Source organism: Paenibacillus sp. FSL R7-0179, assembly GCF_038002265.1.
Classification (GTDB): Bacteria; Bacillota; Bacilli; order Paenibacillales; family Paenibacillaceae; genus Paenibacillus_AQ.
This window is the reverse complement of record NZ_JBBOCC010000001.1, coordinates 255473-272913: the sequence shown is the minus strand read 5'-3', so window position 1 is coordinate 272913 and position 17441 is coordinate 255473. Positions and strand designations below refer to the sequence as shown.

Here is a 17441-nt window from a genome sequence, read left to right as displayed (position 1 = left end):
CCGCATAGTTGTTGGAAGCTGATATTGATGAGGCACATCAAGGAAGCTGTGGCTTACAATAAATTTAGGAGGAACCCTTGTGAAGGCCAGATATAGTGTAATTGTCCCCATGTATAATGAGGAGGAAGTCATTCAGGTAACCTACGAGCGGCTCAAAAAAGTAATGGATGAGTGCGGAGATACCTATGAGCTCGTGTTCGTCAATGATGGCAGCCGGGACCGTACAGCTGAGATTATGCGCGGAATCAGTAATAGGGATGAGCATGTCAAGCTGATTGACTTCTCCCGTAACTTCGGCCACCAGGTGGCGATTACGGCGGGCATGGATTATGCTGAAGGTCAGGCTGTCGTGGTGATTGACGCAGATCTCCAGGACCCGCCGGAGGTTATCCTGCAGATGATCGCCAAGTGGAAGGAAGGCTATGAGGTAGTCTATGCCAAGCGGCTGAAGCGCCACGGAGAGACCTTTTTCAAGAAGGTGACGGCCAAAATCTTTTACCGTCTGCTCAGCAGCATGACCAGTGTGGAGATTCCCACAGATACAGGGGATTTCCGGCTGATCGACCGCAAGGTCTGCGATGTGCTGCGCGGTCTGAAGGAGAAGAACCGTTATGTACGGGGGCTGGTGAGCTGGGTCGGCTTCCGGCAGACCATGGTGGAATATGTGCGGGAAGAACGCTATGCCGGGGAGACGAAATATCCGCTCAAAAAAATGATCCGCTTTGCGCTCGACGGAATCACCTCCTTCTCGCATAAGCCGCTCAAAATCGCCTCCTATGTCGGCTTCTTCCTGTCCTTTTCCAGCTTCATCTACCTGTTCCTGGTCTTATTCCAGAAGGTCTTCACCTCCTGGACCGTGCCGGGCTGGGCGTCCATCGTCGGGGTGAACCTGTTGTTTAACGGCATTGTGCTGATGCTGCTGGGCGTCATTGGCGAATACATCGGACGGATCTATGACGAATCGAAGGATAGACCGCTCTATATCGTGCGCGAGACCAGAGGCTACCCGGATACAGAGGCTGAAGACACCCGGAAGGAAAGCGATTATGCAAGATAAGGCTTGGCGCGCAGGCATGATTCAGTTTCTGAAATTTAATGCGGTGGGCCTGCTTAACACATTCATAGATTTTGCGGTATTTACCCTGCTGCATTCCCTGGGGATGCTTAATACTCCTGCACAGATTATTTCCTACAGTGCCGGGACGGCCAACAGCTTTTTCTGGAATAAGAAGGTGACCTTTAAGGGAAGGGACAGAGGCGGGGATGGCGGCTTTGACCGGATGCAGCTGGTGAGATTTATTGTCCTGAATCTGCTGGTGCTGGGCATTTCGGTGCTGCTGATTCATCTTCTGACGGACCGGCTGGGGATACAGGTACTGCTGGCCAAGGTGCTGGTTACCTTCATTACAGTGATCATTAATTTCTTTGGAAGCCGGAAATGGGTATTCTAAAGAGACCGCATATCTTCCCGGTATTCTGAGGAGGTAGCACTTATTCTATATTGCGGAGGCGATTGTCATGCGGAAGTTATCCTATTTGATTATACTTGCCGGGGTCCTGATTATGCTCTACCCCAAAGGAAGCGAATGGTGCGAGGACGCTCAGCAGCAGAAGCTGCTGGAAGAGGCCGAACAGGCTTATAGTGAAATCGTTCCTTCGGCTACCGCTCCTGCCAGCCAGGATCTGAGCAAGCCTTATGCGGAAGTCACCCAGCTGCTGGCGGAAGAGTCTGGTGCAGAAGAGCCGGTACCCACTACAGCGCCCGAGATTGAAGTTGGAGGCAAGATCACCGCCATTATTGAAATCGACAAAATCGATCTGAAGCTTCCTGTACTGGAGGGCGCCACCAAGACCAATATGAAGCATGCTGCGGCGCATATGAAGGAGACGGCTCCGATTGGCGCGGTAGGCAATGCAGCGATTGCGGCACACCGGTCAAGAACGGCAGGGCGGCTGTTCAACAGACTGGATGAGGTCGGTAAAGGGGATACCATTACTGTTATTACAAGCGGCCAGGAATACAAGTATGTTGTATATAATGTATCTATTGTAGAGCCTACCGATATTTCGGTGCTGAAGGGAAAGGATGATGATAAGATTCTGACTCTTATTACCTGTGATCCGCTTGTCAACCCGACCCACAGACTTATCATTCATGCCAAGCTGACCTGAATCTATCAAGACAAGGCGATAAAGGTCGAAAAAAACATAAAATTTTAGTATATTTGTGGTGGAATCTAGCATTTTGGGTCTTGATAATAGATAGAGGTATGGTAAAATAGAACTATCAAAAGCTAATACACGATAACGGCAAACCTATCGAAAGGTAGGGACGCAAAGCTACAGGGCCTTCCCGTCATGGATGGCAGCCAGCTACCGAATGAAGAGGCTTTTTTTGTTTGTTTTAATTCAGAATCTGTCATTATGTGGTAGTAGATTGGACAGATAAAGCTTATACGATAACGGCAAACCTATCGAAAGGTAGGGACGCAAAGCTAAAGGGCCTTCCCGTAAGAATGGCAGCCAGCTACCGAAAGGAGTTTTATCCATGAAAAAGTTTTATTTAATGCTGATTACACTTTTTGTGATCGTCACTTCCGTGCAGACAGGCACTGCTCAAGCCGCTAATGCAGATTCAGGCTGGTTAAATGTTGGACAACTTGATCAAGGGGTCATCGGGGTTTCGTACGACGTTCCTAAGGACAAGAAGATGAAGCTCATGATTACCAAGGACAATAACAGCTATACTTACAACTTATACACCTCCAAGCCGAACGAGACGTTCCCGCTGCAACAAGGTAATGGCTCTTATAAGGTTTCCGTTCTCGAGAATACTACCGGCAACAAATATAAAGTGCTATCTTCCGAGACTGTATCTCTCTCCATGAGCAATGTGAATGCCGTATATTTGAGCTCCGTACAGAATGTAAAGTGGAGTTCTTCCGATAAATCCGTTCAAAAGGCAGCCCAGCTTACAAAGGGTCTGACTACAGATGCAGACAAAGTTAAGGCTATCTACAATTACATCGTAACTAATGTGAAATATGATTACTCTTTGGCTAACAGCGTAAGCACAGATTATATTCCGAACAACGATAACACGCTTGCTACCAACAAAGGGATCTGCTACGATTACGCATCCTTGTTCGCTACTATGCTCCGCAGTGAAGGGATTCCAACCAAATTGGTTATGGGGAATACAAGCTATGTAACTTCATACCATGCCTGGAACGAAGTGTTCCTGAACGGCAAATGGGTAACGATTGATACTACAGTTGATGCAGGTCTGGGCAAGAACACAGCATCAACAGAACTGGTCAAATCAGCAAGCAAATATACTGCAGCGAAATTCTACTAAAAATAGCTGTGAACTATAGCATTACCTGAGAATAACCCGCTTAATGATTAAGCGGGTTATTTTTATTTATATAAAGGTTGCTTTTTAATAGAAGGATAGGTTATTATAAATAAGCGTTGTTGGAGCGGCAAAGGAAATGAGAGATTACTTAAATAAGTGATTTCGAAAATAAAGCTTGCATTGCTCGGAAGAACGTGATATATTATAAGAGTTGCTGGTGACGCGGTAATCGCCGCTGACAACGAGCTTGATCTTTGAAAACTGAACAACGAGTGAGTATCTGGAGATCACTTCGGTGAGATCCAAAATTAGAGAATGTAACAATTCTCGTCAGATGTTTCAAAATGAGCAATCGCTCTTTCTAAATACCAATTTGGAGAGTTTGATCCTGGCTCAGGACGAACGCTGGCGGCGTGCCTAATACATGCAAGTCGAGCGGAGTCTGAGAGGAAGCTTGCTTCCTTTCAGACTTAGCGGCGGACGGGTGAGTAACACGTAGGCAACCTGCCCTCAAGGCTGGGATAACTACCGGAAACGGTAGCTAATACCGGATAATTTCTTTCTTCTCCTGAGGAGAGAATGAAAGGCGGAGCAATCTGCTGCTTGGGGATGGGCCTGCGGCGCATTAGCTAGTTGGTGGGGTAACGGCCCACCAAGGCGACGATGCGTAGCCGACCTGAGAGGGTGAACGGCCACACTGGGACTGAGACACGGCCCAGACTCCTACGGGAGGCAGCAGTAGGGAATCTTCCGCAATGGGCGCAAGCCTGACGGAGCAACGCCGCGTGAGTGATGAAGGTTTTCGGATCGTAAAGCTCTGTTGCCAGGGAAGAACGTCCGGTAGAGTAACTGCTGCCGGAGTGACGGTACCTGAGAAGAAAGCCCCGGCTAACTACGTGCCAGCAGCCGCGGTAATACGTAGGGGGCAAGCGTTGTCCGGAATTATTGGGCGTAAAGCGCGCGCAGGCGGTTATTTAAGTCTGGTGTTTAAACCTTGGGCTCAACCTGAGGTCGCACTGGAAACTGGGTGACTTGAGTACAGAAGAGGAAAGTGGAATTCCACGTGTAGCGGTGAAATGCGTAGATATGTGGAGGAACACCAGTGGCGAAGGCGACTTTCTGGGCTGTAACTGACGCTGAGGCGCGAAAGCGTGGGGAGCAAACAGGATTAGATACCCTGGTAGTCCACGCCGTAAACGATGAGTGCTAGGTGTTAGGGGTTTCGATACCCTTGGTGCCGAAGTTAACACAGTAAGCACTCCGCCTGGGGAGTACGGTCGCAAGACTGAAACTCAAAGGAATTGACGGGGACCCGCACAAGCAGTGGAGTATGTGGTTTAATTCGAAGCAACGCGAAGAACCTTACCAGGTCTTGACATCCAACTAACGAAGCAGAGATGCATCAGGTGCCCTTCGGGGAAAGTTGAGACAGGTGGTGCATGGTTGTCGTCAGCTCGTGTCGTGAGATGTTGGGTTAAGTCCCGCAACGAGCGCAACCCTTGACTTTAGTTGCCAGCAGGTTGAGCTGGGCACTCTAGAGTGACTGCCGGTGACAAACCGGAGGAAGGTGGGGATGACGTCAAATCATCATGCCCCTTATGACCTGGGCTACACACGTACTACAATGGCCGGTACAACGGGAAGCGAAGCCGCGAGGTGGAGCCAATCCCAGCAAAGCCGGTCTCAGTTCGGATTGCAGGCTGCAACTCGCCTGCATGAAGTCGGAATTGCTAGTAATCGCGGATCAGCATGCCGCGGTGAATACGTTCCCGGGTCTTGTACACACCGCCCGTCACACCACGAGAGTTTACAACACCCGAAGTCGGTGGGGTAACCCGCAAGGGAGCCAGCCGCCGAAGGTGGGGTAGATGATTGGGGTGAAGTCGTAACAAGGTAGCCGTATCGGAAGGTGCGGCTGGATCACCTCCTTTCTATGGAGAATCGTTTCCTGCAACGGAAACATTCAAATCTTAAATCTAGCCGGTCGGCTAGTTACTCACTCGTTGGTCAGTTTTGAGAGCTCAAACTCTCACGCAAGAAACTTGATCCTTGAAAACTGGATACCGAAACGAATTTGCGTTTTAGAACATTCCTTTAAGCTGAACTTGTGTAAACAAGTTTCAATATTTTAGTGATGCTAAGTGATTTTCCTAACGGAAAACACATTGGTTAAGCTACTAAGAGCACACGGAGGATGCCTAGGCGCCAGGAGCCGACGAAGGACGTGGCGAACAACGAAACTGCCTCGGGGAGCTGTAAGCAAGCTTTGATCCGGGGGTGTCCGAATGGGGAAACCCAGCTGTGGTAATTCGCAGTTACTCGTATCTGAATACATAGGATACGCAGAGGCAGACCAGGGGAACTGAAACATCTAAGTACCCTGAGGAAGAGAAAACAATAGTGATTCCGTCAGTAGCGGCGAGCGAACGCGGAACAGCCTAAACCAAGGGGCTTGCCTCTTGGGGTTGTGGGACGTCTCACATGGAGTTACAAAGGAATAGGGTAGGCGAAGAGGTCTGGAAAGGCCCGCGATAGAGGTAAAAGCCCTGTAGCCGAAATGGTATTCTCTCCGAGACGGATCCCGAGTAGTGCGGGGCACGTGAAACCCCGTATGAATCCAGCAGGACCATCTGCTAAGGCTAAATACTACCTGGCGACCGATAGTGAAACAGTACCGTGAGGGAAAGGTGAAAAGCACCCCGGAAGGGGAGTGAAATAGAACCTGAAACCGTGTGCTTACAAAAAGTCAGAGTCCTCTTTATGGATGATGGCGTGCCTTTTGTAGAATGAACCGGCGAGTTACGTTTAACATGCAAGGTTAAGGTGAGAAGCCGGAGCCGCAGCGAAAGCGAGTCTGAATAGGGCGACTAAGTATGTGGACGTAGACCCGAAACCGTGTGATCTACCCCTGTCCAGGGTGAAGGTGCGGTAACACGCACTGGAGGCCCGAACCCACGCATGTTGAAAAATGCGGGGATGAGGTGGGGGTAGCGGAGAAATTCCAATCGAACTCGGAGATAGCTGGTTCTCCCCGAAATAGCTTTAGGGCTAGCCTCGGTGAATGGAGTGGTGGAGGTAGAGCACTGATTGGGTGCGGGGCCCGCAAGGGTTACCAAGCTCAGTCAAACTCCGAATGCCATTTACTTCTTGCCGGGAGTCAGACAGTGAGTGCTAAGATCCATTGTCAAAAGGGAAACAGCCCAGACCATCAGCTAAGGTCCCCAAGTGTGTGTTAAGTGGGAAAGGATGTGGAGTTGCACAGACAACCAGGATGTTGGCTTAGAAGCAGCCACCATTGAAAGAGTGCGTAATAGCTCACTGGTCGAGTGACTCTGCGCCGAAAATGTAACGGGGCTAAACACACCACCGAAGCTATGGCTAGATGCTTTGTATCTGGGGTAGGGGAGCGTTGTGTAGGGGTTGAAGGTGTACCGTAAGGAGCGCTGGACACTACACAAGTGAGAATGCCGGTATGAGTAACGAAAAGATCAGTGAGAATCTGATCCGCCGAAAGCCCAAGGTTTCCTGAGGAAGGCTCGTCCGCTCAGGGTAAGTCGGGACCTAAGGCGAGGCCGACAGGCGTAGTCGAAGGACAACAGTTTGAAATTACTGTACCACCGTAATCCGCTATGAGCGATGGGGTGACGCAGGAGGGTAGTGACGCGGACTGATGGATGTCCGTCTAAGCAGTGAGGCTGGTGTGCAGGCAAATCCGCACACCGTGAAGGCTGGGCTGTGATGGGGAGCGAAAATTACAGTAGCGAAGGTCATGATCTCACACTGCCAAGAAAAGCCTCTAGTCAGGAGAAGGTGCCCGTACCGCAAACCGACACAGGTAGGCGAGAAGAGAATTCTAAGGCGCGCGGAAGAACTCTCGTTAAGGAACTCGGCAAAATGACCCCGTAACTTCGGGAGAAGGGGTGCCTCGGTAGGGTGAATAGCCCGAGGGGGCCGCAGTGAAAAGGCCCAAGCGACTGTTTAGCAAAAACACAGGTCTGTGCGAAGCCGTAAGGCGAAGTATACGGGCTGACGCCTGCCCGGTGCTGGAAGGTTAAGGGGAGCGGTTAGGAGCAATCCGAAGCTGTGAACCGAAGCCCCAGTAAACGGCGGCCGTAACTATAACGGTCCTAAGGTAGCGAAATTCCTTGTCAGGTAAATTCTGACCCGCACGAATGGCGTAACGACTTGGGCGCTGTCTCAACGAGAGATCCGGTGAAATTTTAATACCTGTGAAGATGCAGGTTACCCGCGACAAGACGGAAAGACCCCATGGAGCTTTACTGCAGCTTGATATTGAATTTGGGTACGATCTGTACAGGATAGGTGGGAGCCGTTGAAGCAGGAGCGCAAGCTTCTGTGGAGGCGCCGTTGGGATACCACCCTGATCGTATCTAGGTTCTAACCTAGTACCCTTAGCGGGTACGGGGACCGTGTCAGGCGGGCAGTTTGACTGGGGCGGTCGCCTCCTAAAGAGTAACGGAGGCGTTCAAAGGTTCCCTCAGAATGGTTGGAAATCATTCGCAGAGTGCAAAGGCATAAGGGAGCTTGACTGCGAGACCTACAAGTCGAGCAGGGACGAAAGTCGGACTTAGTGATCCGGTGGTACCGCATGGAAGGGCCATCGCTCAACGGATAAAAGCTACCCTGGGGATAACAGGCTTATCTCCCCCAAGAGTCCACATCGACGGGGAGGTTTGGCACCTCGATGTCGGCTCATCGCATCCTGGGGCTGAAGTAGGTCCCAAGGGTTGGGCTGTTCGCCCATTAAAGCGGTACGCGAGCTGGGTTCAGAACGTCGTGAGACAGTTCGGTCCCTATCTGTCGTGGGCGCAGGAAATTTGAGAGGAGCTGTCCTTAGTACGAGAGGACCGGGATGGACGTACCGCTGGTGCATCAGTTGTTCCGCCAGGAGCATGGCTGAGTAGCTACGTACGGACGGGATAAGCGCTGAAAGCATCTAAGCGTGAAGCCCCCCTCAAGATGAGATTTCCCAGTATGTAAGACCCCTTGAAGACGACGAGGTAGATAGGTTGGAGGTGGAAGTGCAGCAATGCATGGAGCTGACCAATACTAATCGGTCGAGGGCTTATCCAAATTTCGATCACGCATATTCGTTTCGGATTCAGTTTTCAGGAATCAAATTCCTGAAGCATTTACGTTGTAAATGCCCGTTTGGTGGCGATAGCGGAGGGGTTCCACACGTACCCATCCCGAACACGACCGTTAAGCCCTCCAGCGCCGATGGTACTTGGACCGAAGGGTCCTGGGAGAGTAGGACGTTGCCAAGCACTTAAGACCACTGTTGATTATTCAGCAGTGGTCTTTTTGTATGTATGGGGGATAGCTGAAGGCGGGCAGAACCAACCGGACGGGGATGAAGGATACGAAGAATGAAGGATACAGAGGGAGAAGCATACGCAGAAAGTAGGAGAAGGAATAGAAGACAGTTGGATTTTCTACACTTGCTGAGGAAGAAAAGGGTGATACTCGGACAGCAGTTGGATAAACCACACGTACTGAATACGAATTTAGCCCATGCCATCGTAATGCTCCTCAACAGATGCTATTTAGAGACAATTTCATAATTCAAAACCCTTGCTATACCTGGTTTTTTTGAGCATAGAAAAAGGAGTACCTCCCCAAATTCTCGAAGTTATAGGTGACGAAACCAACACCCGAGAAGAAAAGAGGTAATCCCTATCTATTCTATTCGACAAGAAGAACTGTTTTCCTTTGAGGAATTGCTCCAGATGGCTCCGGAAGATAAATATAGCCAAATCTTTGAACACTTACATTTAGCTCCAGTTCTGTTCGCACTGCGGAAAAAGAGCCACCGTGGACGGCCTGAAAAACTAAACGTACCTGCCATGATCTACTCGCTGCTGATTGCCAAAATGGAGAACATCGAGTTTGTCTCTGCCTTGGTCCGGCGATTGAATCATAGCCACGAATTTCGAGTCCAGTGCCGGTTTACGGGCTCGGACAATATTCCCAGTCAGGCCTCCTATTCTCGTTTGATTCATGCCCTAGCGCAAACGGGAATGCTGGAACAACTTCAGGATCGCCTAGTCACCTCTGCCCTAGAAGAAGGTTTTGTGAGCGGCACCCATCTGGCTGTGGATTCCTCGATGGTTGAGGCATGGGATTGCCAATTTAGCGAATCAGCCTCCAAGCGTCGTGCGGCTCGCCGGGAGCAAAAGAAAGGCGAAGCTCCGGGGGCCGAACAACTTCAGCTCGAACATCAAGAGCCTGAGCCGAAGGCGGTGAACGCGCCGCTGAAGAAACCCAGGTACAGCAAGCCAGGTCGTCCATCCCAGGCCGAAAAGGAACGTCGGCGCGAGGAAATGGAAGCCTATGAACAAAGTCTCGGACCGTTCCAGAAAACCATTGAAGCGATGTTGCCGTACACGTACGATGAACTGCTGACCGAGTTGCCCCGGCATGCTGCGCGTTGTGATAAGAAAAATACGAAGGGCCGAATGACCAGCTATTACGGGTTCAAGGCGAATCTGCTAGTCGACACGGACAGCCAGTATATCCTCAGTGGGCTCTTTAGTTCGGCCAATCCGAATGACCAGCGTATGGCGGTCGTCCTTCTCAAAGGCCTGCTCCTAAAGTTTCCGATGCTAAAGGTCAAGCATATCTTGGGCGACAAAGGCTACGACTGCGCGGCAATCTACCAGTTGATTCATACGCTCGGCGCCTATCCTGCGATTTCCCTGATTCACCATAAAGACCCGCCTGCAGGAATGAATCTGGATTACACGCCGGTGTGCGCTCAAGGACATACGTACCGTTACGACAGTTTTGATGCCAAGTATGAGACCCTGAAGTACACCCGGCCTAGCGAATGCAAAGGCTGTGAGCTTTCCGGTTCCGATTGCCAAAAAGTGTTTAAAATTCGCATGCAAACGGATTTGCGGTTGCACACTTATCCCGCCAGAGGTAGCGAAAGTTTTACCACCCTGTACAACAAGCGGACGGCCGTGGAGCGTGTGTTTGCCTATCTCAAAGAGTATTTCGGGATGAAACGCACACGTCACCGGGGTGTCCGGGCAAGTGTCGATTTCCAGCTCAGTACGCTCGCGTACAATTTGAGTAAGTTTGCATTAGACAAATTGAATCAGCAGTTGAGAGACTCCCAGCAAGTGGCCTGATTTTTTTAAAAATATGACCTTAGATTTTGGACCAATCTTGCTTTTCAGTAAACTGAATTATGAAATTGACTCATTTATCCAACTGTTTCAGCTGAACGCGCCGAAACCGGCGAAATAAGATGCGTTTATCCAATTGCTTCAGGCGAACCGATCGAAACTAATTAGAGCGGCAGGTCACTTCTACTGCTGCAGCCTTCCAACAGAAACCAGCAAAGCGAAAAATCCTTCTATGCTTGGTGAAATTGAAGACGAGCAAGTAAGCTCTAGATGTGGACAGCTTGTGTGCAGATCAAAGAAAAATTCAAGCGGAAGAATACTTATGCACATGTGGATAGATTTAGATTTTTTTATACTTCTCCCCAAATAATGTGGATAGATGCCGAAAATTGGGGATAGATATGCAAAGGAGTGTATGGTTATGGACAAGCATAGCAAGCTTTTGTGGACAGAGGCGTTCCAGGTTCATGCGAGTGATACTGACTTTCGCTCGAAGGGCAGATTGTCCTTCCTGCTTGATATCATGCAGCGTGCCGCAGATTTAGCGGTTAGCAATCTGGGGTTAAGTAACGATGAAATGCTAAAGTCGGGGATGGGCTGGATGGTCATTACGATGGAGCTGAATCTTCAGCGTGAACCGTTGCAGGGGGAGCTGCTTCGTGTACATACCTGGAGCAAAGGCAATAAAGGGGCGCTCTGGCAGCGGGATTACCGGATCTATGACAGCCAGGATATAGAGCTTGCCTCTGCACGCTCCATCTGGGCACTGGTGGATATTAAGAAGCGGAAGATCCTGCGTCCATCGGCTCTTCCGATAGCTGTGGAGCCTTATCTCGAGGATTCGGTAGGAGACCAGCCGGACAAAGTAGTTATTCCGCCGGAGCTTACTTTGCAGGAAGCCTACACTTATCAGGTTAGATACAGCGGGCTGGATAACAATAGACATCTCAACAATGCACGTTATGTTGACCTATGCTGTGATGCGCTGAACTTGGAGGAATGGGAAGCGCGGGAGCTTACCGGCCTGCATATTACTTATGCACAGGAAGCCCAGTATGGCGAGGAAATTACGATTCTGCGCACTCCGCTGACCGATGATGGAGTATATATCCGGGGGCAAGGCAGCGGCCGGATGTATTTTGAGGCTTGTCTTAAGCTTAAGAAATAGGTTACTATCCAATATATTTAATTCAATTGCATTCAATTAAGACAGTTGCCTGGATTCCAAGGGACTGTCTTTTTTTAAAATATAAAAATTTATTTCATCCACACTATAACTTATCCTTATATTTCTCGCTGAAACGATACAGCCCTTAAGAAGGACGGCAAAGCCGTTTCTACTTGTATTCGCTATTTCCTGATATGTCACAAATACACAGTTGGCAGACGTTATACAGGTGTACAAGGAAAATGGAGGTGATTCTTTTGGAGCAAGGCAACCCCGGGGGCCAAATGAATCCAAATGGGATGGAAGAAGCTATTCAGAGGGTACACGCAGGTGACAGACAAGCTTTCACTGTCATCATTACTGCTTATGAAAGGCAGATCTATACGTATTGCTATTATATCTTAAGGAGCCGTGAAGAAGCAGAGGATGCTGTGCAGGATATATTCGTTAAGGTGTATCAGCAGCTTAGGCGTTATGAGAAGCGGGTTTCTTTTTCGGCCTGGCTGTATAAGGTGGCTTATCATCATTGCCTGGACCAGCTCCGCAGACGTAAGCGCCGCAGCCGGTTGCTGTCCCTTTATAAACTGCAACTGATGACGAATCAACAAGCATTGCCGGAGGAGTCACCGGTAGACCGGATTTTTGAAAAGCTCACTTCAGAAGAGCGGGGATTACTAATCCTTCGTGTCATTGAACAATACAGCTTCGAAGAAATTGCGATGATTACCGGAAGCAGTTCGGCGGCGCTCCGCAAAAAGTATGAACGGCTCCGTAAAAAACTGATCCAGGAAAAAGCGGATGAAGGAGGAGGATGCGCTCATGGAGAAGTGGCAGAATCAAACTGAGCAGCAGATGCTGGAACACATCCGCAGCAACATGGGAAGAATCCAGCTTCCGGTAGATAGCTATAATGAGCAGATTATGAACCGCATTGAACTTTTGGAGACCAGAGGAGGAAATAAATTGTTTAAAAAGACGTTAGCAGCTGCAAGTATAGCCGCCCTGATAGGGGTCGGTACGGTAACTGCAGGATTCATCTCTCCGGCCTGGGCCGAAACCTTGAGTCAAATCCCTGTGTTCAGCAGTATATTCAAGCATACGGACAACCCGGGATTAAAATTGGCGGCGGAACAGGGCCTGACGACTTCACCTAACATGAGCGTAACCAAAGATGGAGTGACGTTAAGTGTTACGGAGGTATTTTATGACGGGATTCAACTGGCCCTTGGATTCAAAAGAGCTGGTGTAGCGGATGAGCGGATGCTGGCGGAGATTACTGATTATAAAACCAACGAATTCGATCAATCGACCAAAGGACTGTTGGGATTGCCTGAAGTTACCCTAGAATCTGGTGAGCGTATTGGCTTCGGCTCTTCTTCTACAGGAAACGTACAGGGTCAACCTAATACCCTTTTATTAGAAATGAGGGAATTGTGGAATACATCAGCTCTTGGAGATGAATTCAAGATAAATATCAGTGTGCCGGTTGCCCAGATCGGCGAGCCCTTTAAGTTCCAGGTAACGGTGAAAAAACTTGCGGAGGGCATCATCAATCTTACTCCGGGTCAGGGGGCAAGCATAGGCTCCTTCCATTATAAAGTGAAGAGTCTGGACATTACACCTGCTGCCATGAGATTAGTGATAACCAGTGACGGGGAAGTGCCTGCATCACCAGAGCAGACTGGGGAATATGGTCCAACAGAGGTATTCTATGAGCTTGTGGATGATGCCGGTAATGTTATGGGTCCAAAGGGTCTCGGGTATGCCATGATGAAGGCAGTTCAGCATCCTATCGTGGATAGCCTGTACAATAACTTCCCGCAAAAACCTAAGACGATTACGGTCAGACCGTATACAATGACTTTGGATAATGAGCCGAAACTCTTGTTGGATGCTGATGGGAAACCGGTGAAAACTTATATGAAGGAGCTTGAAACAACGATACAAATTCCTTGAATTTCAGAAAAGTTAGGTGTGAAATAAATTATAATCTAGTCCGCGTCTGCTGTGCAGATGCGGGCTTTTTGACGATTAAAGCAATGTTAACGGGATGTAGATTTCACTTACGGAGTCCGGATGGTGGGGGCCCAGATAATCTTGGCCGTAGTATTCAAATTCATAAGAGAGGTTCAGGCGGTAATCGGTTCTTGGCAGAAAAACGCCATAGATATATTTGTAGGTGGCAGAAACCTCTGCGGATGGCCCTGTATGCTTAAATCTGAGATAACGTGCTGGCGGCAGAGTATGAGTTGTTAATTTGGTGCCTGTGAGCTCGCAGCTGGACTGAACGGTAGTGCCGGTACGTACAGATGCTAGGCTGTTCAACTCACAGGCAATGTGGAAGGAGATTCCCTGATTCTCATAGTTATCCGGCCAATAGCCTACCTGGTAATATTGTTCTGGAAGCTTACGGTCCGGGATAGCAGAAAGGCTGTGGAACAGCTGCTCCCATGCTGATCCGATGACCGACTGATCTTGCGTAACGGTAATGAACGGCCCCTGAAGTCTGATTTTCCCAAGCTCAATCAGGTCAGGAGAGGCACCCTTCTGGTCTGACCAATGCGGTAAATCAGCCGGCTGCAAGGGATGGAGCAGCAGAGGGATGTCCGGGTTAGACTTGTGGCGGATCTGGGTGGGAGTAGTGTGCAGCAGTCTTTTGAAGGCCCGGGTGAAGGTCTCGTAATCATTATAAGCATAGTCCAGTGAGATCTCGTGACAAGTCCGCCCGGGACTGCTTAGAATATCCCTGGCCGCCTCGGAAATTCTCCGTCTTGCTATATAGTCCCCCGGTGTGAGTCCGGTAACCCCCTGAAACAGGCGGATGAAGTGGAACAGGGAATAACCGGTCTCTCTGGAGAGGTCCAGAACAGACAGCGGCTGCTTCAGCTTCGATTCAATATATTCTATCGCCTGTAGAATGAGCTGGCTGTTCTTCATGTAGTCCTCTCCTCTAGGTTACTCTACAGTCCACTCTCCCCATGAGGCAGCCCATGCAGGCACTCTAACCTGACAGACACGGTCGGTGGAAGGGAAATAAGCTTTGATATCAAGCACGGGCGTTCCCGGATAGGCATCCAGTCCGCTGACCTCCACAATTCCCTGATCTAGGTCAACGGATAGAATACGGGCAACCGTGAGTCCAAGCGGATTAGGGCGGACCGGAGACCGGGTCGCAAAAACACCGCTTACCGGAGCATCATAGGGAGGCTCGATCTGAGTAGTCCCCCGGAAGCTATCATCTGCAAACTCATGAATCCACCACAGGATCTGGCAGTGGCTGAAAGCATCTAACCCCTTTAAGGCAGGTCGGTATTCGGGTCTAATCTCAAGTTGCAGGTTCTGCTGTGTTCCGGTTACTACTCCTACTGGTATAATATTATACGATTCTAAGGCGGGCATTGGCTGTGACTCCTTTCGGCTGGGGGATGATTCTAGTCTACCGGAAGTGAAGGGAATTCGGCCTGATGATAATTGCGGACTTGTATGTCATGGTATAATAGGTTGTTGATGACAGGGAGGGGTTTGGACGATGAAGGTATTGGTATTGGCTGAAAAGCCGTCGGTGGCCCGTGAGATTGCGCGGGTGCTGGGCTGTGGAAATAAACAGAAGAGTTATATGGAAGGTCCGAAATATGTGGTGACCTGGGCGCTGGGGCATCTGGTTGGCCTGGCTGAGCCTGAGGACTATAACAATAAATATGCAACGTGGGCGCTGGAGGATCTGCCGATTCTGCCCGAGAAGGCCAAGCTTAAGGTGCTGCGTGAGACCAGCCAGCAATATAAGGCTGTGCAGCAGCTGATGAAGCGGCAGGATATTGAGGAGCTGATCGTAGCAACGGATGCGGCGCGTGAGGGTGAGCTGCTGGCCCGCTGGATTATGAATATGGCAGGCTGGAAAAAGCCGTTCCGGCGGCTGTGGATCTCTTCGCAGACGGATAAGGCCATTAAAGAAGGCTTCGCTTCGCTGCGGCCTGGACGGGATTTCGACCGGCTGTATGAGTCTGCACGCTGCCGTGCTGAGGCGGATTGGATGATCGGGCTGAATGTGACGCGGGCCTTAACCTGCAAGTTCGGCGCGCCGCTCTCTGCGGGGCGTGTGCAGACACCTACCCTGGGCATGATTATGGACCGGGAGAATGAGATTACCGGCTTCCGTTCCCAGGAATATGACCTGCTGACTGCGGATTTCGGGAGCTTCCAGGCGGGCTGGCGGGCGCAGGGCGGAGATGGGCGGATTTTTGACAGGGAAAAGACGGGGGTTCTCAAGGATAAGCTTACTGGCCGCAGCGGACGAATCACCAAGGTACAGAAGAGTGAGAAAAGCGAGCCGCATCCGCTGGCGTACGATCTGACAGAGCTGCAGCGTGATGCCAACCGCAAATTCGGCTTCTCGGCCAAGCAGACCTCAAGTGTGCTTCAGAAGCTGTATGAGCAGCATAAGCTGGTCACTTATCCGCGTACAGACAGCCGTTATCTGACCGCTGATATGACGGGTACATTAAAAGAAAGACTCGACAGCGTGGCTGTCGGGCCGTATGCAGCCCTTGCCAGACCGCTGCTGCGGAAGCCGCTGCCGATGACGAAGCGGATTGTCGATGACAGCAAGGTCAGCGATCACCATGCGATTATTCCGACAGAGCAGACAGTGCTGCTCAATCTGCTGAGTGCGGAAGAGCGGAAGCTCTACGATCTGATCGTCCGGCGGTTCATTAGCCTGTTCTATCCTCCGGCCCGTTATGACGCCGTAGCTGTGACGGTAACCGTGGACGGTGAAGGCTTCTATGTGAAGGGAACTACCATCAAGGATGCAGGCTGGCGTGAGGTATACGGCGGGGATATGAGCCTGGATGACGACGAGGAGAATGCGGGGGATGAGCCCGCAGCAGAAAGTGTGAAGCTGCCGGAGCTGCGGGAAGGCGATAGCGTGAAGCTTGCGCGCTGCATCATCAAGCCGGGACGGACACAGCCGCCGAAGCGTTATAACGAAGCCACGCTGCTGACGCAAATGGAGAAGCATGGGCTGGGGACACCAGCCACACGTGCGGATATCATTGAGAAGCTGGTAAGCTCGGATACGATTGAACGGCAGGGCAATCTGCTGCACCCAACCGGCAAGGGCAAGCAATTGATTGAGCTGGTCTCGGGGCAGCTGCGTACACCGGAGCTGACGGCACGCTGGGAAGCGGAGCTGGAGAGAATTGCGCGCGGGCAAGGGCGCCCGGAGCCTTTTTTGCAGGGTATCCGCAGTATGGCACAAGAGCTGGTGTCCGGGGTGAAGAACAGCGGGGCGGAATACAAGCCGCATAATGTCTCTAACAGTCATTGTCCGGAGTGTGGAACAAGGATGTTAGAAAAGAAGACCAAACGCGGCAAGCTGCTGGTCTGTCCGAAGGAGGACTGCGGCTATACCCGGGCGGGCGAGAAGCAGTTGTCGAACCGCCGCTGTCCGCAGTGCCATAAGAAGATGGAGATGAAGGAAGGCAAGGCCGGAAAGTATGTGCAGTGCCTCGGCTGCGGCATTACAGAGACGATGGATAAGGACCATAAGCATATCAATAAACGCGAGCAGCAGAAGCTGGTTCAGCAGTACAGCAAGACGGAAAGTGCCGGCAACAATCTTGGCGATCTGCTGAAGGCTGCGATGGAAGCGAAACAGAAGGGCGAATAGGCTTAAGGAATAAGACTGCCGGGATGTACCGGTGGTCTTGTTGCGGCTTCAGGGCTGTTCAAGGGACGGTAGATATGCTTTACTTACAAAGAT

The 17441-nt window shown here is 50.5% G+C and carries 11 protein-coding genes, 3 rRNA genes and 2 riboswitches; of the genes, 12 read left to right on the top strand and 2 right to left on the bottom strand.

Annotation, left to right across the window (positions count from 1 at the left end):
- The first annotated feature begins 79 nt into the window (after positions 1-79).
- The 11 genes from MKX63_RS01130 to MKX63_RS01080 all read left to right on the top strand — a co-directional run bounded on the left by MKX63_RS01130 (position 80) and on the right by MKX63_RS01080 (position 13636).
- Entirely contained in the window at positions 80-1057 is a 978-nt protein-coding gene (locus tag MKX63_RS01130; protein ID WP_341014700.1) for a glycosyltransferase family 2 protein, read from the top strand.
- A complete protein-coding gene (locus MKX63_RS01125; RefSeq protein WP_341014699.1) occupies positions 1047-1451 on the top strand; it encodes a GtrA family protein in 405 nt (134 codons plus the stop codon). Before MKX63_RS01130 ends, MKX63_RS01125 begins: the two co-directional genes overlap by 11 nt.
- Positions 1452-1518: 67 nt before the next feature.
- Complete coding sequence (locus tag MKX63_RS01120) at positions 1519-2172, top strand: class D sortase (RefSeq protein ID WP_341014697.1); 654 nt, start codon at positions 1519-1521, stop codon at positions 2170-2172.
- Between the two features lie 127 nt (positions 2173-2299).
- Positions 2300-2381, top strand: a riboswitch (cyclic di-GMP riboswitch).
- Between the two features lie 73 nt (positions 2382-2454).
- Positions 2455-2535: riboswitch (cyclic di-GMP riboswitch) on the top strand.
- 13 nt (positions 2536-2548) lie between these two features.
- Positions 2549-3358, top strand: a complete 810-nt coding sequence (locus tag MKX63_RS01115) for a transglutaminase-like domain-containing protein (RefSeq protein ID WP_341014694.1) — start codon at positions 2549-2551, stop codon at positions 3356-3358.
- Between the two features lie 370 nt (positions 3359-3728).
- Positions 3729-5289, top strand: a 16S ribosomal RNA gene (locus MKX63_RS01110).
- Between the two features lie 236 nt (positions 5290-5525).
- A 23S ribosomal RNA gene (locus MKX63_RS01105) occupies positions 5526-8452 on the top strand.
- A 77-nt stretch (positions 8453-8529) separates the two neighbouring features.
- Positions 8530-8646 (top strand): 5S ribosomal RNA (gene rrf / locus MKX63_RS01100).
- The 16S, 23S and 5S rRNA genes sit together here, the layout of an rRNA operon.
- A 462-nt stretch (positions 8647-9108) precedes the next feature.
- On the top strand, positions 9109-10515 hold the full coding sequence (locus tag MKX63_RS01095) for a transposase (RefSeq protein ID WP_341014692.1): 1407 nt from the start codon (positions 9109-9111) through the stop codon (positions 10513-10515).
- Positions 10516-10933: 418 nt separating this feature from the next.
- Positions 10934-11680 (top strand): acyl-[acyl-carrier-protein] thioesterase, encoded by a 747-nt coding sequence (locus MKX63_RS01090; protein WP_341014691.1) that lies wholly within the window; start codon positions 10934-10936, stop codon positions 11678-11680.
- 257 nt (positions 11681-11937) lie between these two features.
- Positions 11938-12525 carry an RNA polymerase sigma factor gene (locus tag MKX63_RS01085; protein WP_341014688.1) on the top strand — a complete coding sequence of 196 codons (588 nt, stop codon included), beginning with the start codon at positions 11938-11940 and terminating at the stop codon, positions 12523-12525.
- Positions 12500-13636, top strand: coding sequence for a DUF4179 domain-containing protein (locus MKX63_RS01080; RefSeq protein WP_341014686.1), 1137 nt, complete (start codon positions 12500-12502; stop codon positions 13634-13636). Before MKX63_RS01085 ends, MKX63_RS01080 begins: the two co-directional genes overlap by 26 nt.
- Before the next feature lie 75 nt (positions 13637-13711).
- Here MKX63_RS01080 and MKX63_RS01075 read toward each other — a convergent pair whose 3' ends face one another.
- A complete protein-coding gene (locus MKX63_RS01075) occupies positions 13712-14617 on the bottom strand; it encodes a helix-turn-helix domain-containing protein (RefSeq protein WP_341014685.1) in 906 nt (301 codons plus the stop codon).
- Positions 14618-14635: 18 nt separating this feature from the next.
- Positions 14636-15079 carry a tRNA (N6-threonylcarbamoyladenosine(37)-N6)-methyltransferase TrmO gene (gene tsaA, locus MKX63_RS01070; protein ID WP_341014683.1) on the bottom strand — a complete coding sequence of 148 codons (444 nt, stop codon included), beginning with the start codon at positions 15077-15079 and terminating at the stop codon, positions 14636-14638.
- A 130-nt stretch (positions 15080-15209) separates the two neighbouring features.
- On the opposite strand from tsaA, the gene MKX63_RS01065 reads away from it, so the two are divergent.
- Positions 15210-17348 carry a DNA topoisomerase III gene (locus MKX63_RS01065; protein WP_341014681.1) on the top strand — a complete coding sequence of 713 codons (2139 nt, stop codon included), beginning with the start codon at positions 15210-15212 and terminating at the stop codon, positions 17346-17348.
- Positions 17349-17441: the final 93 nt, after the last annotated feature.